At 70.8% G+C, this 25459-nt stretch carries 20 protein-coding genes; 10 read left to right on the forward strand and 10 right to left on the reverse strand.

Going from position 1 to position 25459, the window contains the following annotated elements; translation table 11 throughout:
* The coding region (locus AB0K21_RS03085; protein WP_364147369.1) for a hypothetical protein at nucleotides 1–357 on the forward strand (357 nt) is incomplete at its 5' end.
* Nucleotides 358–894: 537 nt separating this feature from the next.
* Here the strand turns inward: AB0K21_RS03085 and AB0K21_RS03090 are convergent.
* Nucleotides 895–2097: an acyl-CoA dehydrogenase family protein gene (locus AB0K21_RS03090; RefSeq protein ID WP_343979008.1), complete on the reverse strand. Its 1203-nt coding sequence runs from the start codon at nucleotides 2095–2097 to the stop codon at nucleotides 895–897.
* Nucleotides 2098–2178: 81 nt separating this feature from the next.
* Here AB0K21_RS03090 and AB0K21_RS03095 point away from each other — a divergent pair, with 81 nt between their 5' ends.
* The 4 genes from AB0K21_RS03095 to AB0K21_RS03110 all read left to right on the forward strand — a co-directional run bounded on the left by AB0K21_RS03095 (nucleotide 2179) and on the right by AB0K21_RS03110 (nucleotide 5127).
* Nucleotides 2179–2823 carry an HAD family phosphatase gene (locus tag AB0K21_RS03095; RefSeq protein WP_343979011.1) on the forward strand — a complete coding sequence of 215 codons (645 nt, stop codon included), beginning with the start codon at nucleotides 2179–2181 and terminating at the stop codon, nucleotides 2821–2823.
* Between the two features lie 133 nt (nucleotides 2824–2956).
* Nucleotides 2957–3463, forward strand: coding sequence for a hypothetical protein (locus tag AB0K21_RS03100; protein ID WP_343979014.1), 507 nt, complete (start codon nucleotides 2957–2959; stop codon nucleotides 3461–3463).
* An 88-nt stretch (nucleotides 3464–3551) separates the two neighbouring features.
* On the forward strand, nucleotides 3552–4184 hold the full coding sequence (locus AB0K21_RS03105) for an HAD family hydrolase (protein WP_343979017.1): 633 nt from the start codon (nucleotides 3552–3554) through the stop codon (nucleotides 4182–4184).
* Between the two features lie 208 nt (nucleotides 4185–4392).
* Complete coding sequence (locus tag AB0K21_RS03110) at nucleotides 4393–5127, forward strand: haloacid dehalogenase-like hydrolase (RefSeq protein ID WP_364147612.1); 735 nt, start codon at nucleotides 4393–4395, stop codon at nucleotides 5125–5127.
* A gap of 126 nt (nucleotides 5128–5253) precedes the next feature.
* Here AB0K21_RS03110 and AB0K21_RS03115 read toward each other — a convergent pair whose 3' ends face one another.
* A complete protein-coding gene (locus AB0K21_RS03115; RefSeq protein ID WP_364147372.1) occupies nucleotides 5254–6792 on the reverse strand; it encodes a penicillin-binding transpeptidase domain-containing protein in 1539 nt (512 codons plus the stop codon).
* A 228-nt stretch (nucleotides 6793–7020) separates the two neighbouring features.
* Between AB0K21_RS03115 and AB0K21_RS03120 the strand changes: the two genes are divergently transcribed.
* Complete coding sequence (locus AB0K21_RS03120) at nucleotides 7021–9027, forward strand: acetoacetate--CoA ligase (protein WP_343979023.1); 2007 nt, start codon at nucleotides 7021–7023, stop codon at nucleotides 9025–9027.
* A gap of 256 nt (nucleotides 9028–9283) precedes the next feature.
* Entirely contained in the window at nucleotides 9284–9964 is a 681-nt protein-coding gene (locus AB0K21_RS03125) for a hypothetical protein (RefSeq protein ID WP_343979026.1), read from the forward strand.
* Here AB0K21_RS03125 and AB0K21_RS03130 read toward each other — a convergent pair.
* The 8 genes from AB0K21_RS03130 to AB0K21_RS03165 form a co-directional block, all read right to left on the reverse strand.
* Nucleotides 9936–10574: a response regulator transcription factor gene (locus AB0K21_RS03130; protein WP_343979029.1), complete on the reverse strand. Its 639-nt coding sequence runs from the start codon at nucleotides 10572–10574 to the stop codon at nucleotides 9936–9938. The two genes, AB0K21_RS03125 and AB0K21_RS03130, sit on opposite strands and share 29 nt — an antisense overlap.
* Nucleotides 10552–12621 carry a sensor histidine kinase gene (locus AB0K21_RS03135; RefSeq protein ID WP_364147375.1) on the reverse strand — a complete coding sequence of 690 codons (2070 nt, stop codon included), beginning with the start codon at nucleotides 12619–12621 and terminating at the stop codon, nucleotides 10552–10554. Before AB0K21_RS03135 ends, AB0K21_RS03130 begins: the two co-directional genes overlap by 23 nt.
* 99 nt (nucleotides 12622–12720) lie before the next feature.
* The gene (locus tag AB0K21_RS03140) at nucleotides 12721–14232 is read right to left on the reverse strand and encodes an FAD-binding oxidoreductase (RefSeq protein ID WP_343979035.1); all 1512 of its coding nucleotides are present in this window, start codon (nucleotides 14230–14232) and stop codon (nucleotides 12721–12723) included.
* Nucleotides 14233–14336: 104 nt separating this feature from the next.
* Complete coding sequence (locus AB0K21_RS03145) at nucleotides 14337–15794, reverse strand: NADH-ubiquinone oxidoreductase-F iron-sulfur binding region domain-containing protein (RefSeq protein WP_364147378.1); 1458 nt, start codon at nucleotides 15792–15794, stop codon at nucleotides 14337–14339.
* Complete coding sequence (locus AB0K21_RS03150) at nucleotides 15791–16612, reverse strand: hypothetical protein (RefSeq protein ID WP_364147379.1); 822 nt, start codon at nucleotides 16610–16612, stop codon at nucleotides 15791–15793. Before AB0K21_RS03150 ends, AB0K21_RS03145 begins: the two co-directional genes overlap by 4 nt.
* Before the next feature lie 154 nt (nucleotides 16613–16766).
* Nucleotides 16767–18218, reverse strand: a complete 1452-nt coding sequence (locus AB0K21_RS03155; RefSeq protein ID WP_364147381.1) for a DUF1996 domain-containing protein — start codon at nucleotides 18216–18218, stop codon at nucleotides 16767–16769.
* On the reverse strand, nucleotides 18215–18889 hold the full coding sequence (locus AB0K21_RS03160) for a DUF4142 domain-containing protein (protein ID WP_364147384.1): 675 nt from the start codon (nucleotides 18887–18889) through the stop codon (nucleotides 18215–18217). The genes AB0K21_RS03155 and AB0K21_RS03160 overlap by 4 nt, the downstream gene beginning before the upstream one ends.
* Before the next feature lie 15 nt (nucleotides 18890–18904).
* Complete coding sequence (locus AB0K21_RS03165; protein ID WP_343979050.1) at nucleotides 18905–19036, reverse strand: hypothetical protein; 132 nt, start codon at nucleotides 19034–19036, stop codon at nucleotides 18905–18907.
* Between the two features lie 159 nt (nucleotides 19037–19195).
* Between AB0K21_RS03165 and AB0K21_RS03170 the strand changes: the two genes are divergently transcribed.
* The 3 genes from AB0K21_RS03170 (at nucleotide 19196) to AB0K21_RS03180 (ending at nucleotide 25369) form a co-directional block, all read left to right on the forward strand.
* Nucleotides 19196–19738, forward strand: a complete 543-nt coding sequence (locus tag AB0K21_RS03170; RefSeq protein WP_343979112.1) for a sigma-70 family RNA polymerase sigma factor — start codon at nucleotides 19196–19198, stop codon at nucleotides 19736–19738.
* The gene (locus AB0K21_RS03175) at nucleotides 19738–19941 is read left to right on the forward strand and encodes a zf-HC2 domain-containing protein (RefSeq protein ID WP_364147387.1); all 204 of its coding nucleotides are present in this window, start codon (nucleotides 19738–19740) and stop codon (nucleotides 19939–19941) included. Before AB0K21_RS03170 ends, AB0K21_RS03175 begins: the two co-directional genes overlap by 1 nt.
* A gap of 547 nt (nucleotides 19942–20488) precedes the next feature.
* A complete protein-coding gene (locus AB0K21_RS03180; protein WP_364147390.1) occupies nucleotides 20489–25369 on the forward strand; it encodes an NAD-glutamate dehydrogenase in 4881 nt (1626 codons plus the stop codon).
* The last annotated feature ends 90 nt before the right edge of the window (nucleotides 25370–25459 follow it).

A 25459-nucleotide genomic window follows, 5' to 3' on the forward strand; every position in this document is an offset into this window, starting at 1 on the left:
GTCCGGGATGTCGTCGCCCGCGAGGTGGTGCCTGCGGCGCGTGTCGCGGGCCTGGTGGCGCGTGATGTGGTCTTGGCGGTCCGCGATGTCGTGCCTGCGGCGCGTGAGGTGGGTTTCGTGGTCCGCGAGGTGGTGGCCGCGGCGCGTGACGTGGGCCTGGTGGTGGTGCCCACGGCTCGTGTCGCGGGCCTGGTGGCCCGTGCCGCGGGTTTGGTGGCCCGTGCCGCGGGTTTGGCGGCCCGCGCGGTGGAGGCCGAGGTCCGGGCGGCGGGTTTGGTGGTGCCCGCGGCTCGTGAGGTGGGCGTCGGAGTCCGGGGCGCGGAGACCGGGGCCCGGCCCCTCCCGCGGGCACGCTGAGCGATCATCGTTCCGACCCCGATGGCGGCCGCCACCGGCCACTCGATCAATCCCGCCACGGCCAGGGCGCCGAGCCCTCCGTAGTAGACGATGCGCTCAGGCGGCGGGAGGAAGGACCTGGCGGCGTCGACGGCTTGGCCCGCTTCCTGCCGGCTGACGTGTGGCATGTGAACATGCGGCGGCCGGAACTGCACGGTCATCATTGGCAGGTTCAACTTCAGTGAGGGGTTGTCCTGCTTCCGGCCTGACGGTGTGTGCGTGGTGGACGCGGTGGGTGTGGTCGGCTTTTGCGCCGTATGGGCGCGTGACCGGCTCGCCTGAGCTACTGCCATGATCCCTCCTCATGGGAACCGAGGGAAGGTGCAAATGGAGCCCGCAGGAGGCCGATCACGCCTTCTACGTGCAGTTATATGGCCTGAGTGCCATGTCCGTAATCTTCCTCGAATTGGGGCCGTGAAACTCGTACCGGCCTTTGAATCGGATATTGGGGGAGGAATCTCCGATCCAGTGGACCGTATGCGCCCTGTTCCGGGGCGTCTAGGAGAGGTACGGCTTGAGCTCGCGACGGGCCACGGTGCGGATGTGAACCTCGTCCGGGCCGTCGAATATGCGCATCGCGCGGGCCTGGGCGTACATCGTGGCGAGCGGGACGTCGTCGGCGAGACCCATGCCGCCGTGGACCTGGATGGCGCGGTCGATGACCTCGCACGCCATCCTCGGAGCGACGACCTTGATCGCGGAGATCTCCGAGGCGGCCGCCTTCACGCCGACCGTGTCGATCATCCAGGCGGCCTTCAGGGTGAGCAGTCTGGCCTGCTCGATGGCCAGCCGTGACTCGGCGATCTGCTGCTGTACCACGCCCTGCTGGGCAAGCGTCTGGCCGAAGGCCACCCGGTTGGCGGCGCGGGTGCACATCAGCTCCAGGGCGCGCTCGGCCATGCCGATGGCACGCATGCAGTGGTGGATGCGACCGGGGCCGAGACGGGCCTGGGCGATGCGGAAGCCGTCACCCTCCTCCGCGATCAGGTTCGAGGCGGGCACCCGGACGTCCGTGAAGAGGATCTCGGAGTGGCCGTGCTGCTCCTGGTAGCCGAAGAGCGGCAGGTGACGGACGATCTCCACGCCCGGCGTGTCCATCGGGACCAGGATCATCGACTGCTGGCGGTGCGGGGGGGCGTCCGGATCGGTCTTGCCCATCACGATCAGGATCTCGCAGCGCGGGTCGGCGACCCCGGTGATGAACCACTTGCGGCCATTGATCACGTACTCGGAGCCGTCGAGCCGGATGGAGGTGGCGATGTTGGTCGCGTCGCTTGAGGCCACGGCGGGCTCGGTCATCGCGAACGCCGAGCGGATCTCCCCGGAGAGCAGGGGCTTGAGCCACCGGTCCCGCTGCTCGGGCGAGCCGAACATGTGCAGGACCTCCATGTTCCCGGTGTCGGGGGCCGCGCAGTTCAGTGCCTCGGGCGCGAGGTCGATGGAACGGCCGGTGACCTCGGCCAGAGTGGCGTAGTCGAGCACCGACATGTTCGACTCATCGGGCAGGAACAGGTTCCAGAGGCCGCGCGAGCGCGCCTCGGACTTGAGTTCCTCCACCACCGGCGGTAGTTCGTGGTTGTCGTAGCCCTTGGCCTGGCGCCACGCATGGTAGACCGGCTCCGCCGGGTATACGTGGGTTGCCATGAAATCGGTCAGATTGGCGAGGTATTCCTGAGCCTTGTCGCTGAGCGCGAAGTCCATGGCGGCAAGTTTGGCACCACCCCTTCTCCGATCGTTCACCGGCCACACTTAACCTGGAACCCGTTCCACTAAGGAGGACAGATGCTCAAGGGCGTGCTGATCGACTGGGGTGGCGTGCTCACCGTCGGTCTTTCCGAGGCGGTCGCGGAGTGGATCGTCGCCGAGAGGCTCGACGCGGACCACTACCGGCAGGTGATGCGCGAGCTGATCGTCCACGCGTACGAGGGCCTGGAGAACAGCGAGAACGTGATCCACGCTCTGGAGCGGGGGGAGATCTCCGGGCTGGACTTCGAACGCCACCTGGCCGCCCGGCTGGTCACCACGGACGGCGTGCCGCCGGTCGCCGAGGGGCTGCTGGACAGGATGTTCTCCCGCTTCCACCGGGTCGAGCCGATGTACGAGATGCTCCGGGTGGCCCGTGCGGCCGGGCTGCGCACCTGCCTGCTCTCCAACTCCTGGGCGAACGAGTATCCCCGCGAGGGCTGGGACGACGTCTTCGACGAGGTCGTCATCTCGGGAGAGATCGGCATGCGCAAACCGGAGCAGAGGATCTTCGAGCACGCGCTCGGCAGGATCGGCCTGGCCGGTGAGCAGTGCGTGTTCGTCGACGACATCGAGGCCAACATCGAGGCCGCCCGGCGACTCGGCATCGTCGGCGTGCACCACCGCGACCCTGAGGTGACCATCGGCGAGTTGGAGACCCTGTTGCGGGTCTCGCTGCGCTGAGGCCCGTCCGGTCCGGAGCGGATCGGTCACTCCGCGCGGGCGGTACCACCGCGGGTCGCCGGTACTGGCACACTCGATGCGTGAACCGGCGCCGAACCGGCGCCGATGTCTTAAGAGATAGATCGAGGCATGGATGCGCGTCTACCTGCCGTGTACGCTCCCGGCGCTGGCCCGCGTGGCCACCGTGGGGGAGCTCGGCCCGGCCCCGCTGACCGGCTACGCGGTGACACCCGCGTTGATCGAGTGGTACGTCTCGGGTGACACCGAGGAACTGGAGTACGTCGCACTGACCGAGGCGGCCAGAGACTCCCTGCGAATGCTGGCCGCCGACCGCGCGGACGGGGTGGAGGTCGTCGCGCGGCGGGTGGTCGTCGCCGTCGACGTACCGGAGGGTGACGTGAGCGTGAGCGCGGACCTGGACGAGCGAGCCCGGGTGCGACTCGCCGCGGCGGTCCCGCTGGCGCGGATCGCCGCCGTCCATGTGGACGACCTGTCGGCGGTGAAGGACGTCGAGGCCGCCGTCGCGGCGCTGCCCGCGGCCGACCGGGGCGACGACGACGCCAGGTTCACCGTGGACGGTGTCGAGGCCAACGAGCTCCTCTGGTACGCCACCCAGGAGATTCCCGACCTGGTCGGCTGACCCTCTCGCGTCCGGAGTCCGGAGAGCGGGCCGGCCATCCTGTGGTGGCGCCGCTCCAGCACGGGTTTTCGCTATCCTGGGAGGCGATATGAGACACATCGTTTGGGATTGGAACGGCACGCTCTTCCACGACATCGACGCCGTCGTCGGTGCGACGAACGCGGTGTTCGAGCCGTACGGGCTGGGCTCCTACGACGTGGACCGTTTCCGTGCCGTCTACACGCGCCCGATCTGGGCCGCCTACGAGCGCATGCTCGGCCGTGCCCTCCACGAGGGCGAGTGGGAGATGCTCGACCTGGGCTTCCATGACAACTACCACCGGCTGATGCTGGAATGCGGGCTGGCCGACGACGCGCTCTCCACCCTGGAAAGCTGGGGGAACGCGGGAGGCAGGCAGTCGCTGCTGTCCATGTGGGCGCATGACCGGCTGGTTCCCAAGATCTCGGAATTCGGCATCGACCACCACTTCAGCCGGATCGACGGCCTGCGCAACGCCCCCGGCGGGCACAAGGCCGAGTCGATGGTGGCCCACCTGGCCGCGCTCGGCATCGACCCGGCCGATGTCCTCGTGATCGGCGACAGCCTGGACGACGCGCACGCCGCCCAGCACGTCGGCGCGCACGCGGTCCTCTACACCGGTGGTATGACCAGCCGCGCCGACCTGATGTCCTGCGGCGTCCCGGTCGTCGACACCCTCGCGAACGCCCTCGACCACGCCTAGGCCCTGCCCTCAGGCTCTGCCCCCAGGCCCTGCGCAGGCCGCCATCCGAAAAATGGTCGAGGGAACGGCGGGGTTTCCCCGGTCGGCGTGGCGAACGGGTCACCGTCGCAGGGCAACCCCCCCAAAACTAACGTTTTCGGCATTGGAGGCGGTCGCCATCCGCCTCGGGTCGTACTCTGGGCATCCGCACCCATTCCGGGAGGCTCCGATCAACCGCCTCGTTCTCTGGAACATCGACCTCACCCTGGTCGACGTGTCCATCGTCACCCGCGAGGCATACGCGGAGGCCTTCCGCGCTGTCACCGGCAGGCCCCTGGTCAAGCTGACCCAGCCCAACGGGCGCCCGGACTCTGAGATCGTCTTCGAGATGCTCGCCATCAACGGGATCGTCGCCGGGGACGACCACCTCCCCAGGTTCCTCGACGCGCTGGCCGAATCCTTCGGGACCAGGCGCAGGCGCCTGGCCAAGGACGGCCGGATGATGCCCGGGGCCCGCGACGCGCTGAAGGCGGTGGCAAAGCTCGACGGCGTGATCCAGTCGGTACTCACCGGCACGATCAAGAGCAACGCCGTGCACAAGCTGACCGCGTTCGGCCTCGACGAACACGTCGACTTCGAGATCGGCGGCTATGGCGAGGAGGTCTATCCCAAGGCCACCCTCCTGCAGGTCGCGCAGGGCCGGGCCAAGCAGAAGTACGGGGCGATCTTCGACGGGAGCAACACCGTGCTGATCGGCGACTCGGCCAGGGACGTCCAGGCCGCCAGGATCGCCGGGGCCGCGATGATCGGCGTCGCCTCCGGGCGCTCCCTGGCGGCCGAGCTGCGCGAGGCCGGGGCGGACGCGGTCCTGCCCGACCTCGCCAACCCCTCGGAGGTGGTGGCCGCCGTCGCCGGCCTCACCTCCCCGGCCCGCCACGCCGGCCACTTCCCCGCAGGCCGCTGACTCCCGCCAAGCGGGCGGGCGGCATGAACCCGACAGCGCGATGGGCCGTCGGCAGCCGATTCCCGCATTCCCGGTCAGCCACCTCGGCAAGATGGTGATCAACCATCAGCGGTCCGCCGGTGTGGGTCATCGCTGGGGGAGGCCGGTCAGGAAGCGGCTCGCGATGGGGGCGGCCACCGTGGAGCCGGCGCCGCCGCCCTCCACCACGATGGAGAAGGCCAGGTCTCCCCGGTAGCCGATGAACCAGGCGTGCGACGGCGGTTCCTTGCCCGAGCCGAACTCCGCCGTCCCGGTCTTGCCCGCCGTGCCGGAGGGGAAGGAGACCGCGCTCGCGGTGCCCTCCACCACCACCGCGGGCATCAGCGTGCGCAGTGCCCGCAGGATCTCGGGTTCCAGTTTCCGGGGCTCGGCCTCGGGCAGCAGGGAGGCCGCCACCAGGCGGGGCGGACGCCAGGAGCCGTCGGCGATCGCCGCGGCGACCGTGGCCATGTTGAGCGGGCTCGCCAGCACCCGGCCCTGGCCGATCGAGGCCGATGCGAGGTCGGTGTCGTCCTTGGGCGCGGGGAACTCGGCCCGTACCGCGGGCACGCCGGGTTGGACGGGGGCACCGAACCCGAAGCTCCCGGCGAGGGCGGCGAGCCGCTGCCCGCCGAGCCGGTCCACGGTGAGCGCGCCGAACGTGGTGTTGCACGAGTGCGCGAACGCCGTGCTGAACGGGAGCGTGCCGTAGTCCTTGAATCCGGCGTTGTGGAAGGCGAAGCCGCCGATGTTCTGCTCGGCCGGGCAGCTCACCCGCTCGTCCGCGGTCATACCGTCGGCGACCAGGGCCGAGGCGGTGATCACTTTGAAGGTCGAACCCGGCGGGTAGTGGCCCAGCAGCGCCCGGTTGAATCCGCCCGGCTTGTTGACCACGGCGAGGATCTCGCCGGTCGACGGCCGGAGCACGACCAGTGAGGCCGGCTTGTCCACCGCCTCCAGGGCCGAGGCGGCGGCGCGGTGGACGTCCAGGTCGATGGTGGTGCGCAGTTCCCGGCCCGCCTTGGCGGTGGCGGTGGCGAGCGTGGCGACCTTCTGAGTGCCCTTCACCAGATCGACCCGCGCGGACGCGGTGCCGGTGAGGCGGGAGGCGTACGTCTGGGTGAGTCCCTCGACGAGCTGCTGCACCGAGCCTGGCGTGGCAGGGGTGTCGATCCGGGTGCCGTCGGCGGCGAGGATCGGCGCCCGCTCGGCCTTGACCAGCGCGGTCTTGATCCGCAGGCCCGTTCCGAGCCTGGGGTGGACGGCGGCCGGGCTCCACTTCACCCGCCAGGTGCGCTCGTGCTCGACCAGCTTCAGCGACCCCTCGTAGGCCCAGTCCACGGGCCCCTCCAGCGCCGCGCGGAACCCGACGGTGACCGGCTCGCCGTCCCGGGCGTCTCCCCGCACCCTGAAGGTGGCCCCCGTCAGCTTCAGGTCGGTGCGGAAACGCCGGTACCAGCGCTCGAAGTCGTCCGGCGGCTTGACGGTCAGCGCACGCATCGCCGTGTAGTCCTGCCGGCCCCACGCGGTCAGGAACATCTCCGCGGTCTCCTCGGGCGAGCCCTCGGTGCGCAGTGCCCATACAGTGCCCGCGCTCGCGGTCACCAGCACCAGCGTGGTCGCGGTGATCAGATGTCTCAGCCTCATGGCAGTGGTCGCCCTTCCTCGTCGGGGACAGAGAAGACCAGAGAGTTGTCCCTTATGTCCAATATTTGGGACATGGTGAGATCGATATCCGAATGGATATCGGCGCTGGTGGTGACGGATTTCCCAGAGGTGCCGGCGAGGGCGTGTGTGGTCGGCCCACACGGTGTGCCGGGGCGATATGTGAACCTCGGGGATGACATTCGGCTGGGGCGCCGAGAGGATAGGGCCATGGTTGAGGAAGGTGCGCTGCTCTGGGAGCCCTCCCCGGAGGTTGTGAGGAACGCGAAGGTCACCCGTTATGCGGAGTGGCTGGGCCGGGCCGGTGACTACGAGTCCCTGTGGCAGTGGTCGGTTGACGCCCCGGCCGAGTTCTGGACGTCGATCTGGGACTACTTCGGGGTCGCGGGGGAGCGCGGTGACGGGCCGGTCATATCGGGGGAGATGCCCGGCACGGAATGGTTCGCCGGGTCGACGGTGAACTACGCGGCCAACGCGCTGCGCGGGGCCGTCTCCGACCCCGGGCGGCTCGCGGTGGTCGCCCGCGACGAGGTGGGCGGGCGGCGGACGTTCACCAGGGGCGAGCTGGCCGAGGAGGTGGCGCGGGTCCGCGCGGGCCTGGTGGCACTGGGGGTCGGACGGGGCGACCGGGTCGCGGCCTACGTGTCGAACGTTCCCGAGGCGCTGATCGCCTTCCTGGCGACCGCCTCCCTGGGAGCCGTCTGGTCCTCCTGCTCGCCCGACTTCGGGGCGTCCAGCGTGATCGACCGTTTCACCCAGATCGAGCCGAAGGTGCTCATCGCGGTCGACGGCTACGACTACAACGGCAGGAACTTCGACCGAGGCGCGGTCGTCGACGACATCGCGGCCAGGCTGCCGACGCTGGTGGCGCGGGTCCGGATCTCGGCCGAGGACGTGCGGGGCGCGGACACCCCCGACGGCTCCGGCGCGGCGGCCGCGCGGGAGACCGCGGCGGACGCTCCGGTGCCCGGGATCGGGGTCCGTACGGTGAGCTGGGCGGAGCTGCGCTCCGTCGCGGGGCCGCTCGACTTCGAGCCGGTGCCGTTCGGGCATCCGCTCTGGATCGTCTACTCCTCGGGCACCACCGGGCTGCCCAAGCCGATCGTGCACGGCCACGGCGGTGTGGTGCTCGAACACCTCAAGGCGATCTCCTTCCACCAGGATCTGGGCGAGGACGACGTCTTCTTCTGGTACACCACCACCGGCTGGATGATGTGGAACTACCTCGTCGGCGGCCTGCTGGTCGGCTCGACCGTGGTGCTCTACGACGGGGCGGCGACCTATCCTCAGACTGACGCGCTCTGGCGGCTGGCCGCCGAGGAGGGGGTCACCTACTTCGGTACGGGTGCTCCGTACGTGATCGCGTCCATGAAGGCCGGCCTCAAGCCGTCGGGCCTCGACCGGCTGCGGGGGCTCGGGTCCACCGGCTCGCCGCTGCCGCCCGAGGGGTTCGGCTGGGTGCACGACGCGCTGCCGGACGTGCAGCTCGGTTCGTTCTCCGGGGGCACCGACGTGTGCACCGGCTTCGTCGGCGCGGTCCCGCTGCTCCCGGTCCGGGCGGGTGTGATCCCCTGTCGCTGCCTGGGGGCGAAGGTGGAGTCCTTCGATCCGTCGGGCAGGCCGGTGATCGGCGAGGTCGGCGAGCTAGTGGTGACCCTGCCGATGCCGTCGATGCCGGTGATGTTCTGGAACGACCCGGACGGGTCGCGCTACCGCGACAGCTACTTCTCCGAGTACCCCGGGGTCTGGCGGCACGGCGACTGGATCAAGATCCTTCCTGACGGGGGTTCGGTGATCTACGGCCGCTCCGACTCGACACTGAACCGGGGCGGGGTGCGGATGGGCACCAGCGAGTTCTACCGCGTGGTGGAGGGTTTCGAGGAGATCGCCGACAGTCTGGTGATCGACACCGGCCAGCTCGGGCAGGAGGGCCGCCTGCTGCTGTACGTCACCCTGGTCGAGGGGGAGACGCTGCAGGACGCCCTGATCATGCGCCTGCGCCGGGAGCTCAGGGAGAGGCTCTCCCCACGCCATGTGCCGAACGAGATCATCGAGGTTCCCGGCATTCCCCGCACGCTCAGTGGCAAGAAGCTGGAGGTCCCGATCCGCAAGATCCTGCTCGGCGTTCCCCCGGAGAAGGCCGCCAACCTCGACGCCATGGCCAACCCCGAGGTCCTTCCCCACTTCGTTCCGGAGGCCGACACCGCCCGGCGCTGACCGCCGTGCCAAGCCCCGTCACGTCACGTCACCGGGCACGGTCTCCTCGGGCACCGGCTTTTCGGGGACCGGCCCTTTCCGGGCCGTCCGAACCGCGGAGGCCGCCGTGGCGCGCCCGAGGCGCGCTCCTGGCTGCGTTTCGAGTGCGTCCCGGGGCCGCGGCGGGGTGGTCCCGGGCTCCGGGGACATTTCTCCCGGGAACCGGGGGCATCGGCCCAGGCGGCCTGGGACGGGATCCGGGTTCGCTGTCCAGGTGATGAAAAATCCTGATTCGTTCCGCCGGATCGTCGCCGGAATCGCCCTGCTCGTCTGGCCGCTGCTGGAGTTCCTCGCCTTCCTCACCTCGCCGCCGGGAAAAAGCCACGCCCCCGCGATCTTCCGTGAGAACGCGACGACGGTGCAGGTCAGCGCGCTTCTCTACCTGTGGGCCGCGCTCGCCCTCATCCCGGTGACCTTCGCCCTGGCCCACCTGCTGCGCAGCCGCGCCCCGAGGACGAGCAACGTGGGGGCCGCGATCGGCCTGATCGGCTCCGGGCACGCGCTGACGCTCTTCACCACCGACTTCTACGACCTGGCCCTGGCCCAGACGCTGCCCGACGCGCAGGCGGAGATGGTCACGGCGCGGGCCGGTGAGCTGTGGGGATTCCTGTTCGGCATGCTGCTGCCCGCCTTCCTCGCCCACGTCGGGCTGTTCACCCTGCTCATCGCGCTGGCCGTGGTCAGGATCGCCCCCTGGTGGGTGCCGGTCGCCGCGTTCGCGGGAACGCTGGTCCCCTTCCTGGCCGTCGACCAGGCGCCGGCCGTGCAGGCGACGGGCGCCCTGTTCCACCTGGCCGCGTACGGCTGGATCGCGCTGCGCGTGCTGCGGATGCCGGACGCCGAGTGGGGCGGGAAGGCCGGTGGGGAGGTCACAGCCCCGCTTCCCGCGCGCGCATGATCGCCTGTGCCCGGTCCGCCACCTGGAGCTTGGTGAAGACGGCCGACACGTGATTGCGCACGGTCTTCTGGCTCAGCCCGAGCCTGGCGGCGATCTGCGGGTTCGTCAGATGCTCGGCGACCAGGCCGAGGATCTCCCGCTCCCGTCTGGTCAGCTCGGGCAGCGCCTCCTCCCGCCCCTGCTCGCGCCCCTGCTCGCCGAAATAGCTCACCAGCCGGGTGGCGATGGCCGGGCCGAAGATGGCCTCGCCCTCGGCCACCGCCTGCACGGACCGGACGATCTCCGCCTTCCTGGCGCCCTTGAGAACGTAGCCCTTGGCGCCGGCCCGCATGGCCGCGAACACCGAGTCGTCGTCGTCCGACATGCTGAGCACGACCACCCGGATGTGCGGGTGGTCGTGGGTGAGCCGCTCGGTGGCCGCGACCCCGCCCATCCCCGGCATCGCCAGGTCCATCAGGACCACGTCGGGCTGCGCCCGCCCGACCAGGGCCAGCGCCTGCTCGCCGCTGGCCGCCTCGTCGGCGACCTCGATCCCCTCGGCCGTCGCCAGCAGGGTCCGCAGCCCCGCGCGAAAACCCGGATGGTCGTCAACCAGCAGGACCCGGATCACCGCTGTCTCCTTCCTCGGCCGCCGGCAGCGCGACCCTGACCAGGGTCCCGCCTCCCGGAGGCTCCTCGAACACGCATGATCCGCCCAACTCCACGGCACGCTCCCGCATCGACGCCAGCCCGACCCCCACCCGGCCCGGCCCCGCGGGACCGCCGGGGACGGGCACCTCCTGGCGTATCCCCCGGCCGTCGTCGGAGACCTCCAGCCTCAGGGTGCCGTCCGACACCTCGATCCGCAGCTCGGCGCGGGTCGCTCCGGCGTGCCTGCGCACGTTGGCCAGCGCCTCGGACGCGATCCGGTAGGCGGCGACCTCGGTGGCGGCCGGCAGCGGCGGCAGGTCGTCCGGGGCGCGCAGGGCCACGCGCAGGCCGGACGGCTGCCGGACCGTGTGGGCGCGGAGCGCGCCGAGCAGCCCCAGGGAGTCCAGCGCGGGTGGGCGCAGGCCGTCCACCAGGGTCCGCACGTCGGCCACCGCGGCCTCGGCGTCGGAGACGATCTCGGCCAGCAGCCGCCGCGCGTGCTCGTCCTCGACCAGGTCGTGCACGGCCTCGGCACGCATGGTCAGCGCGGCCAGCGTGGGTCCGAGCCCGTCGTGCAGGTCGCGCCTCAGCCTGCGCCTCTCCTCCTCGCGGGCCATCACCAGCCGCTCCCGCGAGCGTCGCAGGTCGGCGGAGAGCCGTACGGCGTGCACGGCCACCGCGATCTGCCTGGCCAGGTCGGCGAGGACGCGCAGGTCACGGGGGCCGAATCCGCTCTCTCCCGGCCGGGGCGACAGGATGAGGTCGCCGGCCCGCTCGCCGTTGTACGTCAGCGGCAGCCGCAGGAGCTCCCCGCCGGGCGTGCCGGACGCGTACCGTGCGCCCTCGGCCGTCTCGACCGCCGCGTACGGCAGGCGCAGTGCCTCGGTGACCGACCGGGCGACCCCCGGCAGCACGGTGCCCGGCTCGGCGGTGCTCTCCAGCCTGCGGCCCAGGCGGGTGAGCACCGCGTACGGGTCGTCACGCTCCCCGTAGGTCAGCAGGTTGACCCAGCCCTGCAGCCGTTCCCGCAGCGGTGCGAAGGCGAGGGCCACGAGCCCGGCGGCCAGGATCGAGATCGGCAGGTCCCCGGCGGGGAAGAGCGCGCCGAGGTAGCCGACCACGACCACGTACCCGCCGGTCACGCACCCGGACAGCAGCGCGTAGACCAGCGTCCGGTTGATCACCAGGTCGATGTCGAAGAGCCGGTGGCGCAGGATCGCGACGCAGATGGCGACCGGCAGGAGGGTCATGCCCGCCCCGCCGGCCAGCTCCCACAGGGTGTTGGTCGCGGGCCAGATGGAGCCGGGGAGGTCGTCGGTCAGCCCGGCCGCCAACCTGGCCGAGACGAGCACCACCTCGATGCCGATCACATAGACCAGCCAGGCGATCTGGCGGCGCTTCCGGCCGCCGCTCCGGAGAGCACGCGCGCTCAGGTCCAGCGCGCCCACGGCGAAAACCACGGCGAACAGGGCGGTCGTCGCCGTCTCCATCACCGGCGCCGTGTCCGCGAGGCCGGCCACTCCAAGCGGGTTGACCACGCCGCTGCCCGCGGTGACCTGACTGCTCTCGCCGGGCCGGAGCGCGCCGGCCACCACGGCCATCGCTCCCACGGCGGTGGCGCCGATCACCAGGCGGCGCGCTCCCGATGAGGACAGTCGCCCGTCGGGGAAGAACAGCGGGATAAGACAGGCCGACAGGTTCGCCGGCACCCAGAGCCAGGTCTGCGGCCAGGCCAGGGCTTCGGCCAGTGGCAGCCCGGGGCGGGTGACGAGGCCGAGGATCGCGTACTGCCCGGAGAACTCCATGAGCGCGAAGCAGAACGCGCTCACCGTCAACAGCCGGCCCACCCCGTGCTCGGGGCGGCGCGAACCGATGAGGCAGCCCGCCAGCGCGCAGGCCGCCACGAACAGCAGGTGGGACAGGACGAGCGGATTCGTCCCGTTGAGGATGGTCAGGACGACGGCGAGCACGGTCAGCACCAGGGTCAGGGCACACCATGACCACGCGATGCGCGCCGCTGCCGCCACTGTGCCTCCCGAGCCGGTCGCCACACCGTATCCGGCCCGGGAGGACGATGTCTCGGGGCGGGACCCGCCGATCAGCCGGTGGTCCGGGCGGTCCCGGGGTCAGATTCCCTGGGGGAGCCGGAACAGGCGGCCCGGGTCGCGGGCGGCCTTGATCTGGGCGAGCCTGGTGGCGTTCGCCCCGTAGTAGGCCGTGCGCCAGCCGCCGAGCTCGGGGTCCGTGTAGTTGACGTAGGCGTGGTCGCCGAAGTGGGGTCGCATCGCCGCGTGCGCGGTCCTGGCCCAGGTGGCCGCTCCGGCGCGGTGGGCGTAGTACTGCACGCTGTAGAGGGCGGTCCGGTGCGGGAAGGCGGTGGCGTCGGGGCGGACCCGGGCGACGGCGCCGCCGAGGGCGTCCAGCAGCACGGTGTGGTTGCCGGGGCGGGCGACCTGGGCGACCAGGGCCCCGGCCCCGGCCTCGGAGAGCGGGCGGTAGGCCATGTGCGACTTGGCGGTGAAGGTGTCCCTGGACAGCCGTCCGCCCCTGGTCTGCCCCGGCAGGGACCCGCCCAGGTGGCACTGGGCGACCGAGAGCGAGCCGCAACCCGCCATGGTCAGCATGGCCTGGCGGTAGGAGGTCTGCCGGACGTAGCTCGACGAGGGCGACCCGGCCGCGTCGGCCAGCCGGTCGAGCAGCCGCTCGCAGTCGGCCCTGCCGCCGAGGTAGAGCCCGACGACCTGCACGTCCGTCCCGCCGTCGCGGCTGAGGTGCATGCCCGACCACAGGGCGTCCGGGGCCGAGGGGCCCCACGCCTGCCAGGCGCGCAGCGCCCTGACCGCCTTCGACCACGGCCAGTGCAGGAAGAACACCGTGACCTCGCGGGCCGGGTGGGTCCGGAACTCGAAGGAGACCGCCACGCCGAGGTTGCCCCCGCCGCCACCCCGTGAGGCCCAGTACAGGTCGGCGTTGCGGTTCGCGTCGCAGGTCAGCAACTGTCCATCGGCCGTGACGAGCTGGACGGACTCCATCACGTCGCAGGTCAGGCCGTACTTCCTGGAGACCACGCCGATACCGCCGCCCAGGGCCAGCCCGCTCACCCCGACCGTGGCGCAGGTCCCGGCGGGGATGCTGACCCCGCTCGCGGCGAGCCTGTCGTAGACGTCGATCAGCTTGGCGCCCGCCCCGACCCTCGCCCGCCCGGCGGCGTGGCTCACCTTGCTCATCCGGGACACGTCCAGGACCAGGCCGGTCCCGGTGGACCAGCCCGCGTAGGAGTGCCCGCCGGACCGCACGGCCAGCGGCACGTTCAGCCGGCGTGCGAAGCCGACGCACTCGGCGACGTCGGAGGGGTTGGCGCAGTAGGCCACGCCCGCGGGCCGCACCGCGTCGAAGGTGGGGTTGAACAGCCGTCGTGCGCTGTCGTACGAGGCGTCGCCGGGCCGGATGACCTTGCCGGCCAGCCCGTCGGCCAGGGCCCGCCAGTCGGCGGGCCGCGGGCCGCTCACGGCGCCCGTGGTATCCCGGCCGGTCATGCCGGCGGTGGCGCCCAGGGCGGGTGCGCCCTGAGCGCCCAGTGCCAGAGCGGCCAGGCCGCCGGTACGAAGGAATGCCCGCCTGTCAGGAGCGGTCCGCATGCGTTCTCCCCGAGGTTCCGTGTCGACTACCCGATAGGACGACCGCACCCATCACCTGGTTGGTCACATTCACATCACCCTTCGCGCGACGGGTCTCGACGGGGTCAGGTCCCCCGCACCACGCGCAGTGCGAGGGCGGGGCACATCTCGACGGCCCTGCGGGCCATCCGCCGGAACTGGGCGGGTACGGTGTCGCGGCCGAACACCGGGTAGCCGTGCTCGTCGAGCCGGACGAGGTCGGGGGCGAGCCGGGCGCACAGGCCGTGGCCCTGGCAGCGGGTCCAGTCCACGGTCAACCTCACCTCGGGCTCGTTCTCCTGCGGGGGAAGGGGGAGCACGCCGTGCACCGGGCGCCCGCAGGTGCCGTGCAGGAGGTGTTCCTCGATGTCGTCGGGGAAGGCTTCCAGCGCCGACAGCACGAACCCGGCCGTACCGTCGGGGTGGAAGCACGCGCCCCTGCCCTTGACGCTCGCCGCCCTGGCGCGCAGTTCGTCCAGGGCGGCGGCGGAGCCGCCCATGAACTCGGCCATCGACCGCGCGACGTCCGGGAGGCCGAGACGGCACGGGCCGCACTGCCCCGACGACTGGTCGGCCAGGTATCGCGCCACCCTGACCGTCTCGCCCAGCGGGCAGGTCTCCCCGCCGAGCGGCACGATGATCCCGGCGCCGAGCCGGCCGCCCGCCTCGGAGATGCCCTGCCGGGAGACGGTCGCCACGGCCGCGGCGTCCGGGTGGAGCCATCCGCCGTGGTAGCCGCCGACCAGCACGCCGTCGCCGGTGGAGGCCTGGCAGGCGTCCAGCACGGCGTAGAGCGGCGTGCCGGTCGCGACCTCGACGACGGCCGGGGCCTTGGCCGAACCTCCCACGGTGAGCAGCACGGTGCCGGGCTCGCGCGCCGTGCCGACGTCGGCGTATCGCTCGGCGCCCAGGGTCGCGAGGACCGCGAGCTGGGCGTAGGTCTCGGCGTTGGACAGCAGGGTGGGCAGCCCGTTCACCCCGCTCTCGACGGCCCTGACCTTGCGGCCCGGCGGCTCTCCGATCTGCCCGTTCACCGACCTGACCAGGGCGCCGCCCTCACCGGAGATGAACCGTTCGACGATGCCGGCCACCCGGACCTGGTCGCCGATGCCCCGCTCCTCGACCGCGGTGGTGACGGAGGTCTGGCCCATGCCGCCCTCGACCGTCGCGATCACGACCTGCTTGGCGCCGATCGCGCCCGCCGCGAGCAGCGCGCCCTCGATGACCAGGTGGGGGGTCCTGGTGAGCAGCATCGTGTCCTTGCTGCTGGCCGGCTCGCCCTCGGCCGCGTTGACCAGGACGATCTTCTCCGGCTTCTTGTCCATCACCGCGCGGACCTTGCGGGCGAAGGGGAAGGCGGCCCCGCCCCGCCCGCGCATGTCCACCTCGTCGGCCAGCGCCGCCAGCTCCTCGCCGGACATGCCGGGCGCCGTGCCGTGCATGTCGCGGTGGGCCGCGAGGTCCATCCTGCGGCAGTCCTCCAGCCCGGCGGTCAGCCGGGCCGGCCCCAGCTGCCGGACCGGGGGAACGCGGTAGGGGATCATCCGACGCCTCCGATGCGGCGAAGCTCCGGTGGGTTCTCGCGCACCTGGCGCGGGATGCGGCCGACGATGCTCGTGGGCGGGGTCAGCTCCGCGGCGGCGGGCACCTCCACGGTCGCCTCCTCGCGCACCGGGACCTGCTCGGGCTGCAGCTCGGAGATCACCCTGATCAGCAGGGCGGCGCCCACCGCGACCAGGCAGATCACGTAGCTCCAGGTCACCCACTCGGCGGGACGGCGGCCCGCGGTCAGCCCGTGCAGGACCGCCAGCGGCCACGCCAGGTAGGCGGAGCCGTGCAGCAGCCGCCAGAGCCACGGCCTGCTGTTCTCCGCGAACCTGGCCCGGGCGACCCCGGTGAGGAAGACGAGGATCATCAGGTCGAAGGCGATGGCGCCGAAACCGACGTACAGCCCCTGGCCGCCGGTGGCCAGCGGGACCACGGCGGAGGCGGGAGAGGTCCTGCTTTCGATGATCTTCATGGTGACGTGGATGCCCAGGAAGCCCATACCGATCATGGCGGTGGCCCGGTGCGCGAACTGGGAGCGGATCCGGCCCAGGACGGGCAGCACGATCCGGTCGGCCGACAGCAGGCCGAGTGCCACGGTCGCGGTGAACGACACGAGGGCGATCACGCCCCCGAAGAACGAGAAGACCCCGCGGACGGTCGCGGCCATCTCCATGCCGGGCGCGGTCCGCCCGAGCATGAGCAGGCCGACCACGGAGACCGTGATCGTGGCACCGAGACCGATCCTGGCGGGTCTTCGGTCGAGACTTGTCCCGGCCTCCGAGCGGGTGTGTCGCGGAGTCCGTCTGTTACCCACCTGTTGCTCCTGTCTGCGAAGCGGCTCGACGACGTCTGCGTGCGAGGGGGATGGACTCGGGTACTGCGAGATGCCGCTCCCCGGCCTCCGCGGGGGGTGGAAGAGGCGCGGAGACGGGGAGCGGCGGCTCCGGGGGACGCCCTCAGCGGCGACGTCAGCAGCGACGCCCTCGGTTGATGCAGTCGACGGCGAACCTCATGAGCCGGTCGGGCATCACGTTCGCGAAGTCGGCGTGGTCGGTGACGGGGTTGTGGCGCTGCTCGGGGAAGGCGTCCAGCGCGAAGGAGGCCGTGCGCGGGGTGGAGTAGACCAGGGTCATCCGCAGCTGCGGGATCGGCCTGGTATCGGACGGGCAGGCGCCGCCCGCGTCGGGGAACAGCACGTGCGTGCGGTGGTTGGCGCTGTCGGTGTTCTGGCCGTCCCAGCAACTGGGGAAGTCCAGGATCCGCACGAGCAGGCTGCCCTGGGGGCAGAGCGGGTACTTGGTGGTGATCCGGTTGGTGAACCCGGTGCAGGTCCACTTGGCCAGGGCGTTCGCACCGCCGTTCGTGGCGGCCTTGGCGTCACCGGTGATCATCCTGATGAAGCGCGGCATGGCGGTCACCCTGGCCACCGGGTTGCCGCGGAACTGCAGGCTCACCTGGCGGGCCCGCAGGATGGTGCCGACGTTGCCGTCCGGGTCCTGGGCGTTGGCGTCGGACGTGCGGTCGCGCAGGACCGGCCAGAAGTAGGTCGAGCGGTCGCCGAGCGCGCACGTGGTGCCCGCCGCGGCCAGGGACTGGTCGGTGCTGAAGGCGTCGGTCGACAGGTTCCCGACGTAGTCGTGGATGTGGTGGGCGCCGTTGCTCACCCCCGGGGCCACGATGAAGTTGTCCGGGTTGCGGTGGCCGTTCTCGTTCCTGCCGCACCGGGAGGTGAAGGTGCCGCCCGAGCCGCCGCGCCGTGTCCTGACGTCCTGGAAGTTCCGCTGGACCTGCCGGATGTCTATGAAGTCCTCGGAGAACGGCCCGAGGTCGGCGCACTCCTGCTCGTCCTGCGGGGGAGCGGGCGTCTGGCCGGGGGGAGCGTCCGTGGGCGTGTCGGCCGGCGGGGCATCGGTGGTCGCCTGAGTGGGCGCCTGACTGGGGGCCTGCGTGGGCTGCCTGCGGCGGGAGGAGTCGGTGCTGTTCTGGGCGGCCTGCTGGTCGGCGGACTCCTCGGGGGCGGTCGGCGGCTGTGTGGGAGCCGCCTGGACGAGGCTTCCGGCCGCGGGGGGCGCGTCGGCGGCCTGGTCCTGGGCGGGCTGGTCCTGGGCGGGCCGGTCCTGGGCGGGCGGGTTCTGCGCCGGCTGGTCTTGCGCGGGTTGGTCCTGTGCCGGTTGCTCCTGAGCGGGCTGGTCCTGAGCGGGCTGGTCCTGGGCGGGCTGGTCCTGTGCCGGAGGACTCTCGGCAGGGGCGTCCGTCGGGGGCTCCTGGTTCTGCCGCTGGTTCCGGCCCTGTTCGGCGGGGTCGCAGTGGTCGGCGTAGGCGGGGGCCGGGCGCGCCACCGTGAACGTGACGGTGGTGAGCGTGCCGGCGGCGAGCGCCAGCGCCGACAGAGAGACGAGCGGGCGTTTCATGTGTTTCATGCGTGTTCTCTCCTCACAGGTGTGTCGAGAGCGGCTGTGACGGGCGGCGGCGAGGGGGCGGGAGGCTCCGGCAGGGTCGAGTAGTCGACCAGCCCCGTGCTCTCCAGCAGGGTCATGTGCTTCATGACCACCTCCACCGCCCGCTGGGCGAATGGCCGGACCAGGTCGTTGCGGGTGCCCGCGCGCACCGCGGCGACCACCGTGAAGACCTTGCCGTGGGCCTGCCGCAGCAGCCGGGTGAACAGCAGGTCGTACTCGGCGCCGGCGTTCACCGCCGCCAGTTGCGCCATCCAGGACTGCTGGTCGGTGTTGGGCCGGCTGGGCAGCGGCACGTTCAGCTTGGCGGCGAGGGCGCGGACCTCCTCGTCGAGCTTGAGGTGGTCGGTCATCAGGTGCATGCCGACCTCCTTCACCCGCTTGCTCGCGGCCCGCTGCTGGGCCTGCTGGCCGCTGGGGATCTCCCAGAGCCCGGCCAGACGGACCTTGACCAGCAGATCGCGGTCGGCCGGCCCCAGGGGCCCCTGCGGGGTCTGGGTCCAGCCCTCGGTGGCCAGGGACGCGGTGCCGCCGGGTGGGGTGATCAGGACGACCGCCACCGCGGCGACCGCGATGAAGACCACGAACAGCAGGGGTTCGCCGTTCTTGAAGCGGCGGAACAGTGATCTGGACATGGCCCGGTTCCGCTCTCAGATACCGGCCTTCGACAGGGGCCTCTCGGCGTCCGGTGCGACGGCGAACGTGCCGCCCGGCCCGAGGGGGACCGGGTGCGCCGGGAGGAGGGCGGTTCCGACCGGCCACGGGATGTGCCGCACTGCCATGTCGTTTCCTTTCCCCGAGGCCCGCCGGTGCGGGCGCACTTGGTGGGAGGTACGCGGTGCCGCCCGGGGTGGTTCACAGGAAGTGAGCGGATAGTCAGAAATGACTGGAGTTGTAGGAGTTGCAGACGTGACTGATAACGAAGGTGTAAAGATGTGCCCGTGCGTCGTCAACTCGACAGTCGGTTCGAGAGCACGGACACCGATGTCGTCCTGGTAGAGGACCTGTACCGGGAGTTCGGTGTCCCCTTGCTCCGTCATGTGCGCAAAGCCACCGGCAACGACCTGCAATGGGCGGAGGACGTCGTCCAGGAGACGCTCGTCCGAGCCTGGCGCAACGCAGGGAGGTTGCAACGAGAGCCGGGTCTGCTGTGGGCCTGGCTCCTCACCGTCGCCCGCCGTATCGTCATCGACGGTCGTCGCAGGCGAGGGACCAGACCACAGGAGGTCGAACCCGCCGACGCGAACGCCGTGCCGGTTCCCGACGGAGCCGATCGCGCGCTGGAGGCGATGATCGTCGCCGAGGCGTTGCGAGAACTGTCCCCAGAACACCGCGAAGTCATCGAGCAGACTTACCTACGGGACCGTACGATTAACGAGGCGGCGGAGATCCTCGGGATACCGCCGGGTACGGTCAAGTCCCGGCTCTACTACGGGATCCGGGCTCTCCGAAAGGTCCTGAAGGAGAGAGGTGTCGCGAGCTGATGTTCCCCTCCCCGCATCATGACGTGGCGGCGTACGCCCTCGGGGTGCTCGACGAAGAGGACCATGAGGCGTTCCAACGTCACCTCATGACGTGCGAGGAGTGCCAGATCGAGCTCCGGGAACTGAGCGAGGTTCCCGGATTTCTCGACGGGCTCCGGCGGGACCGCTCCAACTCCAGGGACGACGGCCGAATGTCACATTGACGTTTGGCCGGTTTTCGGGTGATATCAGTAACGGTGGTGTGCCCCGGTCAACGAGGATCGGGGAAAGGGCCACTGGAGGTGTCGTGCCACGGGCCAAGCCCGATGGGCGGAGTGCGGGCCGGACGGCCCCGCCCGCCGGGCGAGGTGCAGGGAGCGAGACCCGACTCGCCCGGCTGCGCCGTAGCCTCGCCGAGGCGACCCTGTGGAATGATTGCCCTACCGCCATCTCCCGGGGAGAGTCCGTCGTCTCCGACTCGGAGACCTTTCGTTCTCCGCGGGCGACGGTGAGAGATCTCGGCTCACATGACGAGCCGAGGCGACTGGCCGGAACCCCACCCACCCGTGACGAGACGGCCACCATGTGGCGGGCGTTCCGCGCCCCGGTTCTCCGAACGAGGAGCGTGACCGGGAACGGGCGGCCCGAAGAGGGCGCCGAGCACCGGAACTCGGGTGTGGAGACATCACTTTCTCCCTGGCGGGAATCATGAGTTTCAACATGATTCCTCATCAAAATGTGCAAAATCCCTCACAAAGGAGTGAGAGCGACATGCCGCTCGACGAGGCCAAGGACGAGCTGCTGAGGAGTGCCGCCGAGACGTGCGCGCACACACCTGGCAGCGACCATGTGAGCGTGGAGGAGGCGCTCGCCTTTCTGCGGCTCTACTACCGGCATGTCGCCCCGGAGGACCTGCTGAGCCGGAACCCGGTCGATCTGTACGGCCCGGCCATCGCCCAGCGGCAGCTCGCCAGGGAGCGCCCCCAGGGCCGAGCCCTGGTCCGGGCCTACACGCCGAGCCTGGAGGAGCACGGCTGGGACCCCGGGTTCTCCATTGTGGAGATCGTCACCGATGACATGCCCTTCCTCGTCGACTCGGTGACGATGGAGCTCGACCGCCACGACATCGGTACCCACCTGGTCATCCACCCGCAGATGCGGGTGCGCAGGGACATGACCGGCAAGCTGCTCGGCCGCGGCCAGGAGGACGTCACCGGGCAGATGCTCGCCGAGTCCTGGATGCACTTCGAGATCGACAGGCAGACCGACCTCGCCGTGCTCAGGTCGATAGAGGCCGAGCTGCAGCGCGTCCTGGAGGACGTGCGCGGCGCCGTCGAGGACTTCGTCAAGATGCGCGCGCTCGCGCTGCGGACCGCCGAGGACATCTCGGCCAACCCGCCGCCCCTCGACCCCGCCGAGGTGGAGGACAGCCTGGAGCTGATGCGCTGGCTGGCCGACGGGCACTTCACCTTCCTGGGCTACCGCGAATACCGCCTGGAGGAGGGCGAGAAGGGCGACAGGCTGCACCCGATGCCCGGGACCGGGCTGGGCATCCTGCGCAGCGACCGTGCCGACTCCGGTAGCTTCGCCGCGCTCCCTCGCGAGTTGCGCGCCAAGGCCCGCGAGAAACAGCAGATGCTGATCATCACCAAGGCCAACACCCGCGCCACGGTCCACCGGCCCGCCTACCTCGACTACGTGGGCGTCAAGCTCTTCGACGCCTCGGGCGAGGTCGTCGGTGAGCGGCGCTTCCTCGGCCTCTTCACCCACGTGGCCTACAGCGAGTCGATCTCGCGCGTCCCGGTGCTCCGGCGCAAGCTGGCCGAGGTGATCGTGCTCGCCGGCCTGACCGCGGACAGCCACGACGGCAAGGACCTCATCGAGATCCTGGAGACCTTCCCCAGGGACGAGCTCTTCCAGACCTCGGTGGAGCAGCTGCTGCCGATCGCGCTCGGTGTGCTCAGGCTCCGCGAGCGCAAGCAGGTCAAGGTCTTTCTCCGCCCCGACGACTACGGTCGCTACGTCTCGTGCATGATCTACCTTCCGCGCGACCGCTACACCACCAAGATCCGCGTCAAGATGCAGGACATCCTGCTCAGGGCGCTCGGCGGCACCTCCTTCGACTACAGCGCGATGATCGGCGAGTCGGCCCTCGCCCGGCTGCACGTGGTCGTGCGCGGCGAGCGCGGCAGGCCGCTGCACGCCGACGCGGTGAACGTCGAGGAGCTGGAGGCGAGGCTGGCCGCCGCCACCAGGTCCTGGGAGGACGACCTGGCCACCGCGATCACCGAGCTGAGTCCCGAGGACGAGGCCCCCGGACTCGTCCGCCGCTACGCCTCGGCGTTCCCCGAGGGGTACAAGGCCGACTTCCCCGCCCGGATGGCGGTCGCCGACCTGCGCCGCCTGGAGGCGCTGGCCAACTCCTCCGACGAGATCGGGATGAACCTCTACGAGCCCTACGACGCCGCGGAGGGAGAGCGTCGCTTCAAGCTCTACCGCCTCGGCGCGCCCGTCTCCCTGTCGAGGGTGCTGCCGCTGCTCCAGCGGATGGGCGTGGAGGTGGTCGACGAGCGGCCGTACGAGATCGACCGGGACAACGACCCGGCGACCAAGGACGCCTGGATCTACGATTTCGGCCTGCGCTACACGCCCTCGCCCGAGGTGGACAGGGACGAGTTCAAGCGGCTCTTCCAGGACGCGTTCGGCGCCCTGTGGGCCGGGCGGGTGGAGAGCGACGGGTTCAACGGGCTGGTCCTGACCGCCGGCCTGACCTGGGAGCAGGCCGAGATCCTGCGGGTCTACGCCAGGTACCTGCGCCAGGCGGGTACCACGTTCAGCCAGCAGTACATCGAGCGGGTGCTGATGGGCAACGTGCGGCTCGCGCGGTTGCTGGTGCGCCTGTTCGAGGCCAGGCTCAACCCCCGGCGCCCGGTGGAGGTCCGCGCGGACCTGGCCGCCGCGCTGCACGAGGAGATCCTCGCGGCCCTGGACGACGTGGCCTCCCTGGACGAGGACCGGATCCTGCGGGCCTACCTGGAGATGATCGGGGCCACCCTGCGGACCAACTACTTCCAGCAGGTCGACGGCGAGCGCAAGCCGTACGTCAGCCTGAAGCTGGACTCGCCGTCGATCAGCGTGCTGCCGCTGCCCCGGCCGAAGTTCGAGGTGTTCGTCTACTCGCCCCGGGTCGAGGGCGTTCACCTGAGGTTCGGCAAGGTCGCGCGGGGTGGGTTGCGCTGGTCGGACCGGATGGAGGACTTCCGCACCGAAGTGCTCGGGCTGGTAAAGGCGCAGATGGTGAAAAACACCGTCATCGTTCCCACCGGCTCCAAGGGTGGCTTTGTCGTCAAAAATCCGCCGAAGTCGGGGTCGCGGGAGGAGACCCTGAACGAGGGCATCGCCTGCTACCGGATGTTCATCTCCGGCCTGCTCGACCTCACGGACAACCTCGTCGACGGTCAGGTCGTCCCGCCCGTCGACGTGGTCAGGCACGACGAGGACGACACCTACCTGGTGGTCGCCGCCGACAAGGGCACCGCGACGTTCTCCGACATCGCCAACGCCGTGTCCAAGGAGTACGGCTTCTGGCTGGGCGACGCCTTCGCCTCCGGCGGCTCGATCGGCTACGACCACAAGGCCATGGGCATCACCGCCCGAGGCGCCTGGGAGTCGGTCAAGTACCACTTCCGCACGATCGGTGTCGACGTCCAGAACACCGACTTCACCGTGGCCGGAATCGGCGACATGTCCGGCGACGTGTTCGGCAACGGCATGCTGCTCTCCCAGCACATCCGGCTGGTCGCGGCGTTCGACCACCGGCACGTCTTCGTCGACCCCCACCCGGACGTCGCCCGGAGCTACGCCGAGCGTGCCCGGCTGTTCGCGCTGCCCCGCAGCTCATGGGCCGACTACGACGACTCGCTCATCTCCACCGGAGGCGGCGTCTGGCCCCGTACGGCAAAGTCGATCCCGATCTCCGCGCAGATGCGCGCCGTGCTCGGCCTCGACGACGACGTGACGTCGCTGGCCCCGGCCGACCTGATCAGCGCCATCCTGCGGGCCCCGGTCGACCTGCTGTGGAACGGCGGCATCGGCACCTACGTCAGGGCGTCGAGCGAGTCCAACGCCGACGTCGGCGACAAGGCCAACGACGGCCTGCGGGTCACCGCCGCCGAGCTGCGCTGCAGGGTGATCGGCGAGGGCGGCAACCTGGGCTTCACCCAGCTCGCCCGGATAGAGTTCGCGCTCAACGGCGGGCTGATCAACACCGACTTCATCGACAACTCCGCAGGTGTGGACACCTCCGACCACGAGGTCAACATCAAGATCCTTCTGGACCGGGCGATCCGGGAGGGGGAACTCACCGACAAGCGGCGCAACCAGCTCTTCCTGGACATGACCAACGAGGTGGCCCAGCTGGTCCTGCGTGACAACTACGACCAGAACGTGGTGCTGGCCGCCGCCCGCGAGCAGGCGACCGACATGCTGCACATCCACTCGCGCCAGCTGCGCAAGCTGGAGCGGGCCGGCCTGCTCAACCGGGAGCTGGAGTTCCTGCCGTCGGACAAGACGCTCGCCGAGCGCCGCCAGGCCGGGATCGGGCTCACCGCGCCGGAGTTCTCGGTGCTGCTGGCCTACACCAAGCTGGTGACCGACGCCGAGATCCTCGCCTCCGACCTGCCGGACGACCCCTACCTGACGTCCTGGCTGGTGTCCTACTTCCCCTCGGCGCTGCGCGACGGGGAGGTCCGCGCCTACATGGACACCCACCCGCTCCGGAGGGAGATCATCACCACCGGTGTGGTGAACGACCTGGTCAACTCCAGCGGGACCACCTTCATGTTCCGCCTCGGTGAGGAGAGCGGCGCGTCCACTCCCGACATCGCCCGCGCCTACCTGGTGACGCGCGAGGTCTTCGACCTGCCCACCCTCTGGCGCCAGATCGAGGAACTGGACAACAAGGTCGACACCTCCGCCCAGATCGCCATGGAGCTGGAGGCCCGCAAGCTCGTCGAACGGGGCACCAGGTGGCTGCTGGGCAACCGGCGTCCGCCGCTGGACCTGGCCTCCACGGTCGACTTCTTCGCCAAGGGCATGAACGGCCTGCTGCCGCACCTGCCCAAGCTGCTGACCGGGGCCGACCTGGCCGCGTTCGAGGAGCGGCGCGACGGTTTCGTCTTCCGGGGCGTCCCCGCCGAGCTGGCCGAGCGCGTCGCCGCGATGGTGCCCGCCTACTCCACGTTCGACCTGGTCGAGGTGGCCGCACGCACCGACAGGCCGGTGCACGACGTCGCCGAGGTCTACTTCGACCTCGCCGACCGGCTTCAGCTCTCCAGGCTGCGCGAGCGCGTCATCGCGCTGCCCAGGGACAGCCGCTGGAACTCCATGGCGCGGGCCGCGCTCCGCGACGACCTCTACGCCGCGCACGCGACGCTCACCCACAACGTCCTGGTGCACAGCGCGCCGGGGCTGTCGCCCGAGGAGCGCCTGGCGCGCTGGGCCGAGGCCAACTCGGCCGCGGTCTCGCGGGCGAAGCAGACCCTGTCGGAGATCTGGGAGAGCGACAACTTCGACCTCGCGACCCTGTCGGTGGCGCTGCGCGCGATCCGCACGCTGGCGGCCACCGTCAACCTCCCGCACGCCGAGGCGTGAGCCGTCCGCCCGGGTCCCCCGCGGGAAGGTGACCAGCCTGGTGTCGTCGGCGGAGAGCGCTAGCAGCGCGGTCTGGGCGGCCCGCGGGTC

Origin of the sequence: Streptosporangium sp. NPDC049248 (assembly GCF_040678965.1) — a bacterium.
GTDB lineage: Bacteria > Actinomycetota > Actinomycetes > Streptosporangiales > Streptosporangiaceae > Streptosporangium > Streptosporangium fukuiense.